The 12444-nt window shown below is 70.4% G+C and carries 13 protein-coding genes; 3 read left to right on the plus strand and 10 right to left on the minus strand.

The features are described 5' to 3' along the window. Both metH and VAE46_RS03865 read left to right on the plus strand, forming a co-directional pair. Positions 1–3537: methionine synthase (metH, locus tag VAE46_RS03860; protein ID WP_322795601.1), on the plus strand; the 3537-nt coding region annotated here is incomplete at its 5' end. A gap of 70 nt (positions 3538–3607) precedes the next feature. Further along, positions 3608–4540, plus strand: coding sequence for a TIGR03619 family F420-dependent LLM class oxidoreductase (locus VAE46_RS03865; protein ID WP_322795602.1), 933 nt, complete (start codon positions 3608–3610; stop codon positions 4538–4540). A 20-nt stretch (positions 4541–4560) separates the two neighbouring features. On the opposite strand, the gene VAE46_RS03870 is transcribed toward VAE46_RS03865, so the two are convergent. The 6 genes from VAE46_RS03870 to VAE46_RS03895 are packed head-to-tail and all read right to left on the minus strand — an operon-like array spanning position 4561 to position 7498. Continuing rightward, the gene (locus VAE46_RS03870) at positions 4561–4932 is read right to left on the minus strand and encodes a hypothetical protein (RefSeq protein ID WP_322795603.1); all 372 of its coding nucleotides are present in this window, start codon (positions 4930–4932) and stop codon (positions 4561–4563) included. 21 nt (positions 4933–4953) lie between these two features. After that, entirely contained in the window at positions 4954–5145 is a 192-nt protein-coding gene (locus tag VAE46_RS03875) for a hypothetical protein (protein WP_322795604.1), read from the minus strand. Then, positions 5142–5633 (minus strand): GNAT family N-acetyltransferase, encoded by a 492-nt coding sequence (locus VAE46_RS03880; protein WP_322795605.1) that lies wholly within the window; start codon positions 5631–5633, stop codon positions 5142–5144. Before VAE46_RS03880 ends, VAE46_RS03875 begins: the two co-directional genes overlap by 4 nt. 4 nt (positions 5634–5637) lie before the next feature. Further along, on the minus strand, positions 5638–6423 hold the full coding sequence (locus VAE46_RS03885; protein WP_322795606.1) for an enoyl-ACP reductase: 786 nt from the start codon (positions 6421–6423) through the stop codon (positions 5638–5640). 44 nt (positions 6424–6467) lie between these two features. After that, positions 6468–6869, minus strand: a complete 402-nt coding sequence (locus VAE46_RS03890; protein ID WP_322795607.1) for a pyridoxamine 5'-phosphate oxidase family protein — start codon at positions 6867–6869, stop codon at positions 6468–6470. Next, entirely contained in the window at positions 6854–7498 is a 645-nt protein-coding gene (locus VAE46_RS03895; protein ID WP_322795608.1) for an MBL fold metallo-hydrolase, read from the minus strand. The genes VAE46_RS03890 and VAE46_RS03895 overlap by 16 nt, the downstream gene beginning before the upstream one ends. Positions 7499–7636: 138 nt before the next feature. On the opposite strand from VAE46_RS03895, the gene VAE46_RS03900 reads away from it, so the two are divergent. Further along, positions 7637–7849, plus strand: a complete 213-nt coding sequence (locus VAE46_RS03900) for a hypothetical protein (protein WP_322795609.1) — start codon at positions 7637–7639, stop codon at positions 7847–7849. Here the strand turns inward: VAE46_RS03900 and VAE46_RS03905 are convergent. The 4 genes from VAE46_RS03905 to VAE46_RS03920 form a co-directional block, all read right to left on the minus strand. Beyond that, on the minus strand, positions 7804–8385 hold the full coding sequence (locus VAE46_RS03905; protein WP_322795610.1) for an AAA family ATPase: 582 nt from the start codon (positions 8383–8385) through the stop codon (positions 7804–7806). The genes VAE46_RS03900 and VAE46_RS03905 overlap by 46 nt on opposite strands. Then, a complete protein-coding gene (locus VAE46_RS03910; RefSeq protein WP_322795611.1) occupies positions 8375–9253 on the minus strand; it encodes an alpha/beta hydrolase in 879 nt (292 codons plus the stop codon). The genes VAE46_RS03905 and VAE46_RS03910 overlap by 11 nt, the downstream gene beginning before the upstream one ends. Positions 9254–9300: 47 nt before the next feature. Continuing rightward, entirely contained in the window at positions 9301–10464 is a 1164-nt protein-coding gene (locus VAE46_RS03915; RefSeq protein ID WP_322795612.1) for an acyl-CoA dehydrogenase family protein, read from the minus strand. A 78-nt stretch (positions 10465–10542) separates the two neighbouring features. Continuing rightward, the coding region (locus VAE46_RS03920; RefSeq protein ID WP_322795613.1) for a PAS domain S-box protein at positions 10543–12444 on the minus strand (1902 nt) is incomplete at its 5' end.

The raw sequence follows: 12444 nt of genomic DNA on the forward strand, positions 1-12444 counted from the left end.
CCGCGCGATCTCCCCCTCCTCAACCGCCTGCGGGACCAGGTCCTCTTTGCCGCGGGGCCCATCGGCTCCACGCTGCTGTCCCTCAACCTCGGGCCCGAGGCCTACGTGGCCCCCGATGGCGAAGCCCACGAGGGCTGCCCCGAATGGCTCAACATCGCCAACCCCGGCATCCTCGAGGGCATCTACGCCTCCTTCTACGAGGTCGGCGTCGACGCCGTCGATAGCTGCTCCTTCGGCGCCAACCCCGTCGTCCTCGCCGAATTCGGCCTCGCCGACCGCACCCGCGAGCTCAACCGCATCGCCGCGCAGGTCATCGGCCGCGTCCGCGACCGCTTCTCTACCCCCGATTGGCCCCGCTACAGCTTCGGCACCATCGGCCCGGGCACGAAGCTCCCCTCGCTCGGCCACATCACCTACGCCGAGATCCGCGAGGGCTGGCGCGAACAGTGCCTCGGCCTGCTCGAAGGCGGCATCGACGTCCTCAAGATCGAAACCTGCCAGGACCTCCTGCAGACCAGGGCCGCGCTCGCCGCAGCTGCAGAAGCGATGGAGATCACCGGCCGCCGCGTGCCCGTCATCGCCTCCGTCACCATCGAATCAACCGGCACCATGCTGCTCGGCTCCGATATCGCCGCCGCCCTCGCCGCCCTCGAACCGCTCGACGTCGTCGACATCATCGGCATCAACTGCGCCACCGGCCCCGAGCAGATGGTCGAGCACGTCCGCTACCTCGCCCAGAACTCCCGCCGCCCGGTCTTCATCGCGCCCAACGCCGGCCTGCCCGAGGTCATCGACGGCCGCGCCTGCTACAACCTCTCGCCCCAGGAATTCGCCCGCTACCAGCGCATCTTCGTCGAGGAGTTCGGCACCAGCATCGTCGGCGGCTGCTGCGGCACCACCCCGGCCATGTTCGCCGAGGCCATCCGCGCCATCGGCCGGCCGCGCCCGCGGCCCCGCCCCGGGCGCTACCAGCCCGCCGTCGCCTCGCTCTACACCGCTGTCCCCATCGAACAGGACACCTCCTTCCTCGTCATCGGCGAACGCACCAACGCGACCGGCTCCCGCGCCTTCCGCGACCTCCTCCTCGCCGAGGACGTCGACGGCATGGTCGCCCTCGCCCGCGAGCAGGCCGCCGAGGGCGCCCACGTCATCGATGTGATGGTCGATTACGTCGGCCGCGATGGCACCGCCGATATGCACCGGGTCGTCTCCGCCTTCCGCACGCAGGTTGCCGTCCCCCTCGTCTTCGATAGCACCGAGGTGCCCGTCATCAAGACGGCGCTCGAACTCTACGGCGGCCGCGCCATCGTCAACTCGATCAACCTCGAGGACGGCGAACGCAAGATCACCCGCCTCCTGCCGCTGATCAAGGAGCACGGCGCCGCCGCCATCGCCCTCACCATCGACGAGGAGGGCCAGGCCCGCACCGCCGAGTGGAAGCTGCGCGTCGCCCACCGCATCTACGACCTCGCCGTCAACCGCTACGGCATGGAGCCCGGCGACCTCCTCTTCGACTGCCTCACCTTCCCCATGACCTCCGGCCAGGAAGAGCTCCGCCGCGACGCCATCGAAACCCTCGAGGCCATCCGCCGGGTGAAGCAGGAGCTCCCCGGCGTCCACACCGTCCTCGGCGTGTCCAACTGCTCCTTCGGCCTCAAGCCCGCCGCCCGGCGCGTCCTCAACTCCGTCTTCCTTTACGAAGCGATCGACCACGGCCTCGACGCCGCCATCGTCAACGCGAAGCAGATCCTCCCGCTCAACCGTATCCCTGCCGACCAGCTCGAGGCCGCCCGCGACCTCATCTACGACCGCCGCCGCGAAGGCTACGACCCCCTCACCCACTTCATCTCCCTCTTCGAACGCGAAGAAGCTCCCGCCGGCGGTGCCGCCCACTCAGCCGAGGCCGCCCGTCTCCCGGTCGAAGAGCGCCTCCGCCGCCGCATCATCAACGGCGACCGACGCGGCCTCGAGGACGACCTCGAAGAGGCCCTCGCCCGTTTCGACCCGCTCACCATCATCAACGAGCACCTCCTCGCCGGCATGCGCGAGGTCGGCGACCTCTTCGGCGCCGGCAAAATGCAGCTCCCCTTCGTCCTCCAGTCGGCCGAGACCATGAAGGCCGCCGTCGCCTTCCTCGAGCCCTACATGGAGCGCGTCGAAGGCCAGTCCCGCGGCAAAATCGTCCTCGCCACCGTTCGCGGCGATGTGCACGATATCGGCAAGAACCTCGTCGATATCATCCTCAGCAATAACGGCTACACCACCTACAACCTCGGCATCAAACAGCCGATTTCGAACGTCATCGAAAAGGCCCAGGAGGTCGGGGCTGACGTCATCGGCCTCTCCGGGCTGCTCGTCAAAAGCACCGTCGTGATGCGCGAAGACCTCGAGGAGCTCAACGCCCGCGAGCTCTTCCACTACCCCGTCATCCTCGGCGGCGCCGCCCTCACCCGGAAGTACGTCGAAGAAGAACTGCGCAGCGTCTACAAGGGCGTCGTCTACTACGCCCAGGACGCCTTCGAAGGCCTCGCCACCCTCGATAAGGTCATCCCCGCCCTGCGCGAAGGCCGCCAGCCGCCCATCCTCACCCGCACCTCCCCGCGCAAGTCCGGCAGCGACGATTCTGGCTACGACCCCGTCGCAGCACCGGCCCCCGCCTCCGGCCCCTCGCGCTCGGAGTACGCCCCATCCGATGTCACCCGTGGCGTCCCCATCCCCACGCCGCCCTTCTGGGGCAGCCGGGTCGTCAAGGGCATTCCCCTGCGCGAAATCTACCCCTACATCAACGAAGTCGCCCTCTTCCGCGGGCAGTGGCAGTACCAGCGCGGCCAGCGCAGCCCCGAGGAGTACCAGCGCTTCATCGATGAAGAGGTCCGCCCCATCTTCCGCCGCTGGCAGGAACGCGCCATCGCCGAGCAGCTCCTCCTGCCCGCCGTGGTCTACGGCTACTTCCCTGCCCTCGCCGAGAAGAACGACCTCATCGTCTGGCCGACCGTCGAAGATGGCCGCCCCTCCGGCGAGCCGGTCCGCTTCGTCTTCCCCCGCCAACCCTCTGGCCGCCGGCTCTGCATCGCCGACTTCTTCCTCTCCGCCGAAGAGGCCGCCGCCAACCCCGCCGGCCCGCAGTTCGATGTGGTCGCCCTCACCCTCGTGACCATGGGCCCCCGGGCCAGCGAGTTCGCCCACCAGCTCTTCGAAGCCAACGAGTATCGCGACTACCTCCACTGGCACGGCTTCTCGGTCGAAGCCGCCGAGGCCCTCGCCGAACTCTGGCACAAGCGCGTCCGTCACGAGCTCGGCATCGACGGCAAGGACGCGACCGACATGCGAAAGCTCTTCGCCCAGGGCTACCAGGGCTCGCGCTACTCCTTCGGCTACCCCGCCTGCCCCGACCTCGAGGAGCAGACGAAGATCGCGGCGCTCCTCCGCCCCGAGCGCATCGGCGCGGAGCTTTCCGAGACGTTCCAGTGGCACCCCGAGCAGTCCACCAGCGCCGTCATCGTGCACCATCCCGAGGCCCGCTACTTCGTGGTCTGAGCCCGCCCTCGCGCGCCCCGGCGGCCTCCGCTAGGCTTTCCCCCACCAGCATCCCCGCGGAGGCCGCGCTATGCCGACCGTCCACTTCGGCGTCACCATCCCCCAGATCAAGCGCACGTGGGAGGAAGCCAGCACCGCCGCGCGCGAATTCGAGGCCATGGGCTTCGATTCCCTCTGGGTGTGCGACCATCTCTACGGTCCGCAGTCGCCCCAGATCCCGATCCTCGAGGCGTGGTCGCTCGTCTCCGCCGTCGCCGCCATCACCAGTCGCGTCGAAATCGGGACGCTCGTCACCCCCGCCGGCATGCGCAACCCGGCCCACCTCGGCAAGGTCATCGCCACCATCGACAACATTGCCGGCGGGCGCATCATCCCCGGCCTCGGCGCCGGTTGGATGCCCCGCGAGTTCACCGATTTCGGCGTGCCCTTCCCGCCCATCGGCCAGCGGATGCGCCAGCTGCGCGAGACCATCCAGCTCCTGCGCGCCATGTGGTCGGAGCCCGAGGTCACCCTCGAAGGCGAGTTCGTCCACGCCCGCAACCTCGTCTGCGAGCCGAAGCCCGTCCGCCGCCCGCCGCTGCTCATCGGGGGCGCCGGCGAAAAGGTCCTGCTCCGCGTCGCCGCCCGCCACGCCGACATCTGGAACAACCTGGCCGCCCACCACCACGCCCTGCCGCGCAAGATCGAGGTCCTGCGCCAGCACTGCGCCGACATCGGCCGCGCCCCCGCGGAGATCACCATCAGCCAGCAGTGCCTCGTCATCATCGCCCCCGACGATGCCGCCGCGGGGCCGATGATCGAGACCGCGAAGAAGATCTTCGGCGGCCACATGGGCGACCCCACCGGGCCGCTGGCCATCGCCGGGAGCCCGGCCCGCGTGCGCGAGCAGATCCAGCGTCACCTCGAACTGGGCTGCACCATGTTCGTCATCGAGTTCTTCGGCCGCGATACCCGCGAGCCCGCCCGGCTCTTCGCCGAGACGGTCATGCCCCACTTCCGCTGAACTGGCCCCGGGCGCCCCCCTTACTCCGCAACGTAGCCGCGTTCCCGGTAGCGTGCGAAGGCCGCAGCCGTGAGCGCTCGCAGCTCCTCGACCAGCTCGGCTTCCGGGGCCTTCAGGTTGAAGCACGATTTGCCCTGCATCCGCCGGCGCAGCCCCGCCGAGAGCCCATCCAGCAGGTCTGGGTCCGTGTACACCGCGAACAGGTGGTAGCTCACGTACGCCTTTCGCTTCTGCACCGACCCGAAGAACAGCAGCCGACCCCCCGGCAGCCGATGGCGCGTATCGAGCGCCAGCTCGTCATCACTGTCGGCCCGCACCACAAGCTGGCCGGCATACGGGCGCAGCACCTCTCGCAGCGCCGCAAAGGCGCCGTCCAGGTCGGCCGGGGGCATCGGCCCCCTCCCTGGCACCAATCACCACCAGCCCTCCTTGTACCGCCAGCCCTTGTGCTCCCGGCCCTGCTGCCCGGCCTCGCGCAGCCGCGCCAGGTGCTTCCGGCAGAGCTGAATGGTCAGCCGTTCGCGCTCTTCACCCCGCCATTTCAGCACGGCCACCTCCCCGTACGGCGGTTCGATGCACCACAGGCAGCGCGCTCGCGCCATCATGCCCCTCCTTCGAACTCCATCACGAAGCCCCACTCCCGGCTCTGCCAGGGGTCTGGGGCATAGCGAAACCGGTTGCGCCGGAACCCGCACCGCTCGTACAGCCGGTGCGCGTGCTCGAACGCGATATCGCTGAACAGCACCAGCCGCTGTGCACCCGCCTCCCGCGCCAGCCGCACCACCTCGCGGGTCAGCCGTTCGCCGAGCCCCTGCCCCCGCGCCCGCGGCAGCAGGTAGAGGCGGTGCAGCTCAAACTCGCCGCCGCCTTCGTCGGTCAGCCCCGCGCAGCCCACCACCTCGCCGTCCGCATCCTCCGCCACCAGGAACCAGCCCGGCGGATAGTGCCGCTCCGGCTCCAGCACGTCGGCATCGTACCCATCCACGGCAAACGGGAATCCATATTCCGCGAAAACCGCCGCCACCACCCGCCAGGGGCCATCCCCGTGCCGAACCCGGTCGTACGGCACCACCCGGAACCGCCCCGGCTCCACCCGGCTACTCCCGGCTCTCCGCCACGAGCCCCATGATGTTGTAGCCGCTGTCCACGTAGAGGATGTCGCCGGTCGTCCCGCTCGACATGTCGCTCCCCAGGAAGACCGCCGCCTCCCCCACCTGCTCGATCGTCACATTCCGGTGCAGCGGCGCGATATCCGCGAACGCCTTCAGATAGTCACGGAAGCCCGATATCCCGCTCGCAGCCAGCGTTCGAATCGGCCCCGCGCTGATCGCGTTGACCCGGATCTGCTCCGGCCCCAGGTCCCACGCCAGGTAGCGCACCGTCGCCTCGAGCGCAGCCTTCGCCACCCCCATCACGTTGTACTTGGGCGCCACCTTCTGCGACCCGTAGTACGTCAGCGTGATGATGCTGCCGCCGTTCGGCATCAGCGGCCGCGCCGCCCGCGCCAGGGCCACCAGCGAATACACCGAGACGTCGTGCGCGAGCAGGAACCCCGCCCGCGAGGTGTCGACGAACCTCCCCGCCAGGTCCTCCCGGTTGGCGAAGGCAATCGCGTGCACCAGCACGTCGATCGTCCCCAGCCGCTCCTTCGCTGCCGCGAACAGCCGCTCGATGTCCTCGTCCTTCGTCACATCGCACAGCTCGATGAAGTCCGCCCCCACGCTCTCCGCCAGCGGCCGAACCCGTCGCTCCAGGTTCTCCCCTGCATACGAAAACGCCAGCTTCGCGCCTTCGCGGTGGAACGCCTGCGCAATCCCCCAGGCGATCGACCGGTCGTTCGCGACCCCGAAAATCAGCGCCGTCTTTCCTTCGAGCTTGCCCATGGCTCGCTAGAGTACGCCCCTCATCCCGAAGGGAGAAGCCGCCATCACCACTGGCCCCACCAGCGCACCGGCCGCAGCCGCAGGAGCACCATCTCCTCGTGACCGTTGCCGGCCGTCTCCTTCGCTGCCACCTCCGGGCCGCGGTAATGCTCCCAGAGCGCGTAGCGGTCCTCGCGCGTGAGCGGCGCCACGGTCGCGCTGCAGGAGGCCGTCAGGTAGCGCCAGTCATCCAGCCACGTGACCGTCGCCTGACCGGTGCGCTCGATGTTCCGGTGCTTCTGCGAACCCCGGCCCGTTACCACCCGCAGTTCGCCGTCCCGCCACAGGTACCAGACCGCCGCCGCGTGCGCCCGGCCGCCCGGGCCGGCCGTGCTCAGCACCACCGTCCGCGGCTCCCCAACCCGCACCGACCACCAGCCGTCAGGGGGCCCTACGAATTCAGCCACGTCACATCCCCGCAGAGGTCCGGCGCGTGTTCCCGCGAGGCAAACACCGCGTACTCCGCCTTGCTCGCCCCAATGGTGGTGGTTGGCCCGTGCCCGGGGTAGACCACCGTCTCCTCCGGCAGGCTGTACAGCTCCCGCACAATCGAGGCGATCTCCTGCTGCAGCGCGGCATTGTCCTTCGAGCGGCCCGGCCCGCCCGGGAAGAGCGTATCCCCCACGAACACGCTCTTCCCGCAGAGGTACGCGGTGCTCGCCGGTGTGTGCCCCGGCACGCTCAGCACCCGGAACACCAGGTTTCCCACCCGCACCTCGTCCCCGTGCCGTACCGGCACATCCAGCTGCCCCTCGTTCAGCCCCGGCTCATCCGGGTCCGCGTACAGCTTCGCGCCGTAGCGGGCCTTGAGCGCGTCGATCGCCGGGGTGTGGTCGAAGTGCCCGTGCGTCAGCAGGATCTTCGTCGGCCGAACCCCCGCCGCCTCGGCCGCGGCCGCGTTCGCCTCAGGCTCCCCCGGCGCGTCGATGAACGCCGCCTCACCCGTCCCCCGGTCGATCACGACGTAGACATTGTTCCCGTAGCCCGTCGGCCCGCCGATCACGATCTCGAGGTTCCCGTCCCGAATCCGTTCCATCGTCTGCCTCCTTCGCGCGGCCCTTCACCGCAGCTTTCCATCCTACCCCCGCCGGCCCGCCCCATCACCTGCAATACGTCGACAGCCGTCGCCCTTTCGGGGCATGCTCGAAGCAGCAGTCCGCCACGGAGGTGCAAGGTGTCGCCGCGACGCAATTCCCGCCGCCTGCCCGACTGGCGCGAAACGCCGCTGCTCCCGCACGAAGAGCTCGTCCCGCCGACCGACGATGTCGCCGATGCCGCCGCCCGCGAGGGCAGGGAGGAAGCCCTGCCGGAGCTCTTCCCGGCGATGATGGCGCCGCTTCCTCAGCCCGCCCGGCGTTCCTCGAGGCGCGCATTCCGCACCAGATAGCCGACCTGCCCCGGCGTCCGCAGCCGGTAAACCGTTCGGCCCGGCTGCCGCCAGCCCCGCAGCGACTCCGCCACGCTCGCCCGCGACCGTCGAAAGGCGGTCAGCCCCCAGAGCAGCATCGAATCGCGCGAAAGGAACGTCTGCCGCAGCGTCTCGCGGTTGCCGTTCCACAGCTCCTCGCCCCGGAACGACCGCGAAATCGTCCGCCACGCCAGGCGCCAGTAGACGAGCGCGAATGGCAGGTCAAGCCATACCGCCGTCTCGGCCTCCGCCAGCACCAGGTCGCGCACCGGCCGATAGTTGCCCTCGAACACCCAGCCGTCCGCATGCCGCTCCAGCAGGCCGCGCACCGCCTGCCGAAAGTCCTCGAGTTCCAGGTCGTCCCAGCCCGGCCGCGCGTGGTATACCGCGTCGAGCTCCACAACCGGCAGCCCGAGCCGCTCCCCGAGCGCCCGCGCCAGCGTCGATTTCCCGCTCCCCGAGGGCCCGTAGACCGCAACCTTCCGACCGAACAGGACCGGTCGGTCAGCCGCCATCCGCCGCCCGGGCAACTTCGGCCATCGCCCGCACGAACTCCGGGTAGAGCGCCGGAGGCAGGTCGTGCCCCATCCCGGGGAAGGTCAGCAGCCGCGCTCCCGGGATGGCCTCGGCAGTCGCTTTGCCGCCGCTGAGCGTGACCAGCGGGTCCGCCTCGCCGTGGATGACGAGCGCCGGTTTGCGCACCTCGCGCAGGGCCGCCGTCCGGTCACCAGTCGCCAGGATCGCGACCAGCTGCCGCGCGGTGCCCATCGGGTAGAAGCAGCGGTCGTAGTCCGCGGCGATGCGCTCGCGCAGTTCCTCCTCGTCCGGCTGGTAGGCCGGTGAGCCGATAATCTTCCACGTCCGAACGCCCTGCTCGATCGCCGCCTCGCGTGATGCCGGGGGCGGCGCCAGCAGCGCCGCCATCGCCTCCGGCTGCGGCTGCCCCACCTCCGGGTTGCCCGTGGTCGACATGATCGAGGTGACCGAGCGGACCCGTTCCGGGTGGGCGATCACCATGCACTGGACGATCATCCCGCCCATCGAGGCCCCGGCGATGTGCGCCGAGCCGATCCCCAGCGCATCGAGCAGCCCCACCGCGTCATCCGCCATGTCCCACAGCGTGTACGACGCGGTCGAGTGGTCCCCGGCCATCGCCTTGGCAAGGTCCGGCGCCGGGCCGCCCTCGATCTTGGTCGAAAGCCCCACGTCCCGGTTATCGAACCGGATGACGTAGAAGCCCTCCCGCGCCAGCAGCTCGCAGAACTCCGGCCGCCAGAGCGTCATCTGCGCCCCGAGGCCCATCACCAGCAGCAGCGGCCGCCCCGAGGGGTCCCCGTGCGTCTCGTAATACAGCTCAATCCCGTTCGAACGTGCAGTCGGCATGGCGCGGAAGCCTACCACGCCGCTCCTGCGCCGTCAGCAGCCGCGCCTCAGCCGTACACGAGGTTCCGGTCGATCAGCGCCCGGCTGATCACGACCCGCTGAATCTGGCTCGTCCCCTCGACGATCATCAGCTGCCGCGCATCCCGGTAGTGGCGCTCCAGCGGGTGGTCCTTCATGTACCCCTGCGCGCCGAGCACCTGCAGCGCATCGAACGCCACCCGGTTCGCCACCTCCGTCGCGTACGCCTTCGCGATCGACAGGTGGTGGGCGTACTCCCGCGTGTATTTGCCCTGGTCGACCAGCCACGCCGCCTTGTAGACGAGGTTGCGCGCCGCCTCGATCTGGATCGCCATGTCCGCGAACATGAACTGGATCGCCTCGAAGTCGATCACCGAGCTGCCGAACGCCTTCCGCTCCCGCGCCCACTCCAGCGCGTAGGCAGCAGCGCCCTCGGCCAGCCCGACACCCCGCGCGCCCACCGTCGGCCGCATCGAGTTGAGCGTCAGCATCGCCACGTTGAACCCCTGCCCTTCCACCCCGCCGAGCAGGTTCTCCGCCGGCACGCGCACATCCTGGAAGCTGAAGTGCGCCGTCGGCACGCTGCGCACGCCCATCTTGTCGTCGGTCCGGTCGATCCGAACCCCCGGGGCGTGCGCATCGACCACGAAGGCGCTGACCCCCTTCGCGCCCGGGCCGCCGGTGCGGGCAAACACCGTGAGGTAATCCGCCACCGTGCCGCCGGAGATGTAGACCTTGTTGCCGTTGAGGATGTAATCGTCCCCGTCGCGCACGGCCCGCGTCTCCAGGTTGGCCGCATCCGAACCGTGGTCCGGCTCCGTCAGGCAGAAGGCCGCCTTGGCATCCCCTGCGGCGAGTGCGGGCAGCCAGCGCTGCTGCTGCTCGGGCGTCCCCCCGAAGACGATCGGCCGCGTCGGCAGGCCGCTGAGCACCAGCATCAGCCCGGCGCCGCACTCGTACTTGGCCACCTCCTCGATCGCCAGGCAGAGCGGCAGGATGCCGTTGCCCGTGCCGCCCATCGATTCGGGGATGGCCATTCCCAGCAGGCCCGCCTTCTTGAACGCCTCGAAGAAGTCGTGCGGGTACTCGCCGGTCTCATCCACCTCCTTCGCACGCGGCGCAATCACCTCGCGGGCAATCCTCCGCGCCGTGTCCTTGATCAGTCGGTGCTCTTCGGTCAGCTCAAAATCCATCGCGCGACCCCTCCTCGGTGCTCGCGCCCATTGAACCATGCCCACCGCCAAAAGGCATGGCAGCGCGCCCGGCCGGGGCTACCCCTCCGCCGCCGGCGCCGGGAAGGCCACGAACACCGTTGTCCCCCGCCCCGGGCTCGAGGCGATGCCGATGTACCCGCCGTGCCCCCGCACGATCCCGGCCGCCGCCGGCAGCCCCAGCCCCCGCCCCGGGAAGCGCGTCGAAAAGAACGGCTCGAACAGCCGCCCGAGGTGCTCAGGTGCGATCCCCTCGCCGCCGTCTTCGATGATCACCGCCGCGTACTCCCCAGGCGGCGGCGGCCCCGGCTCCCAGCGCGACGGCCGCCCCGGTTCCAGTGGAGCGCGCACCACCCAGCGGGTGACCCGCACCTCCACCGGCCCCGTGGTCGCCTCGAACGCGTTCGCCAGCAGGTGCTGGAGCGCAGCCTCCAGGGCCCGCGGCCGCCCGACCACGCGCGGCACCCCCGCGCCCAGCACCACCGCCGCGCGCTGCCGCTCGGCCTCCGAAAACTGGAACAGCGCCCGCCCGAGGCAGACATCCAGCTCCACCAGCGTCTTCGGCTCATCCCCGCCCAGCGCCGCCGCACGCAGGTCAGCCACCAGCCGCGCGGCGTCCTCCGTCACCGCCTCGATCGCCTGCAGCGCGGTCGCCTGGTCCTCGCTGAGCGGGCCCGCCTGCCGCACCAGCCACGCGTTGCCGCCGATCGCCGTCAGGTCGTTGTTCAGCCGGTGGGCGACCCCCGCCGAGAGGGCCGCGAAGCTCTCCAGGAATCGGGCCTTCGCCACCAGCCCCTCACGCTCGCGGTGCTCGGTGTAGTCAGTGAAGGTGGCGACCACCTCCTGCACCTCCCCCGACGGTCCGCGCCGCAGGACCGCCGCCGAGACCACCAGCCAGCGCAGCCGGCCGTCCCCCAGCGGCACCCCCATGACCGCCCCGCGCACCGCCGCCCCGGTGGTTATGGCCAGGTGCACCGGCATCTCCGACGGCGGGAAGGGGCTCCCGTCCGCCCGCACGGCGCCCCAGCTCCAGTCAACCTGGCGGCCCACAATCTCATCCACGGGCAGGCCAAGCAGCCGCGCGGCCGCCGGGTTCGCCAGCGTGATCATCCCCTGCCGGTTCACCACCACCAGCCCGGTCTCCATCCCGTCCACCATCGCTCGCAGGCGCGCCTCGCTGGCCGCCAGCTCCCGCTCCGCTACCACCTGGGCCGTCACTTCTTCGTAGAAAAACAGCTGCCCGACCACCGCGCCGTCCCTCGCCCGCAGCGGCTGGGTCGTCACCCGGAACCAGGCGCCGTCCTTGCGCTCGAGGACATCCGCGTAGCTCTGGCCCGGAACCGCGCGCCAGCGCTGATTGAACGCCCGGGCCTGCTCCTCATCCTTCGCCAGGGCCTCCAGCCGCGCCGCACGCTCCGCCGGCGGCAGGCCCGCCCACGAGCGGTCCAGGCCCGTCAGCTCGAAGAACCGCTCGCTCGCCAGCAGCAGCCGCCCGTCCATGCTCACCGCCAGGATGCCGTACGGCGCACCCTGGACGATCCCCTCGAGCAGCCGGTTCGCGGCTGCCAGCTCCTCGCGCGCCTCGACCAGCCTCGTCACATCCTGGAAACGCCAGGCGCGCCCCATCCCTCCCCCGAAGAGCGGCAGCGACCAGCTGTGCACCTCGATCACCCGCCCGGTGCGCAGCCGAAGCAGTTCGCCTTCACCGGTCGGCCGCTGCGCAGGCTCGCTCCCCGTCGCCGCAATCCGTTCCGCCGCGCCGTCGTCGGCCGCCCCTGCCACCAGCTGCCGGAGCTCATCCCAGCGGGTCCCTCGCCGCGGTTCAACCCCGGTCACCGCCGGGAACGCGCGGTTCCAGAACAGCACCTCCCCGGCCGGGCCCGTGATCACATACCCCGCCGTCGAGAGGTCCAGCCCGGCCCGCACCAGCCTCAGCGCCAGGTCCTCACTTGCCCTGACCGT

This window comes from Tepidiforma sp., from assembly GCF_034433535.1.
Taxonomy (GTDB): Bacteria; Chloroflexota; Dehalococcoidia; order Tepidiformales; family Tepidiformaceae; genus Tepidiforma.

Coding starts and splice junctions, on each gene's coding strand:
- VAE46_RS03885 (WP_322795606.1), bottom strand. CDS start 6,423: ATGGGCAAGCTCGAAGGAAAGACGGCGCTGATTTTCGGGGTCGCGAAC.
- VAE46_RS03895 (WP_322795608.1), bottom strand. CDS start 7,498: ATGGAACGGATTCGGGACGGGAACCTCGAGATCGTGATCGGCGGGCCG.
- VAE46_RS03875 (WP_322795604.1), bottom strand. CDS start 5,145: ATGATGGCGCGAGCGCGCTGCCTGTGGTGCATCGAACCGCCGTACGGG.
- VAE46_RS03905 (WP_322795610.1), bottom strand. CDS start 8,385: ATGGCGGCTGACCGACCGGTCCTGTTCGGTCGGAAGGTTGCGGTCTAC.
- VAE46_RS03870 (WP_322795603.1), bottom strand. CDS start 4,932: ATGCCCCCGGCCGACCTGGACGGCGCCTTTGCGGCGCTGCGAGAGGTG.
- VAE46_RS03910 (WP_322795611.1), bottom strand. CDS start 9,253: ATGCCGACTGCACGTTCGAACGGGATTGAGCTGTATTACGAGACGCAC.
- VAE46_RS03915 (WP_322795612.1), bottom strand. CDS start 10,464: ATGGATTTTGAGCTGACCGAAGAGCACCGACTGATCAAGGACACGGCG.
- VAE46_RS03865 (WP_322795602.1), top strand. CDS start 3,608: ATGCCGACCGTCCACTTCGGCGTCACCATCCCCCAGATCAAGCGCACG.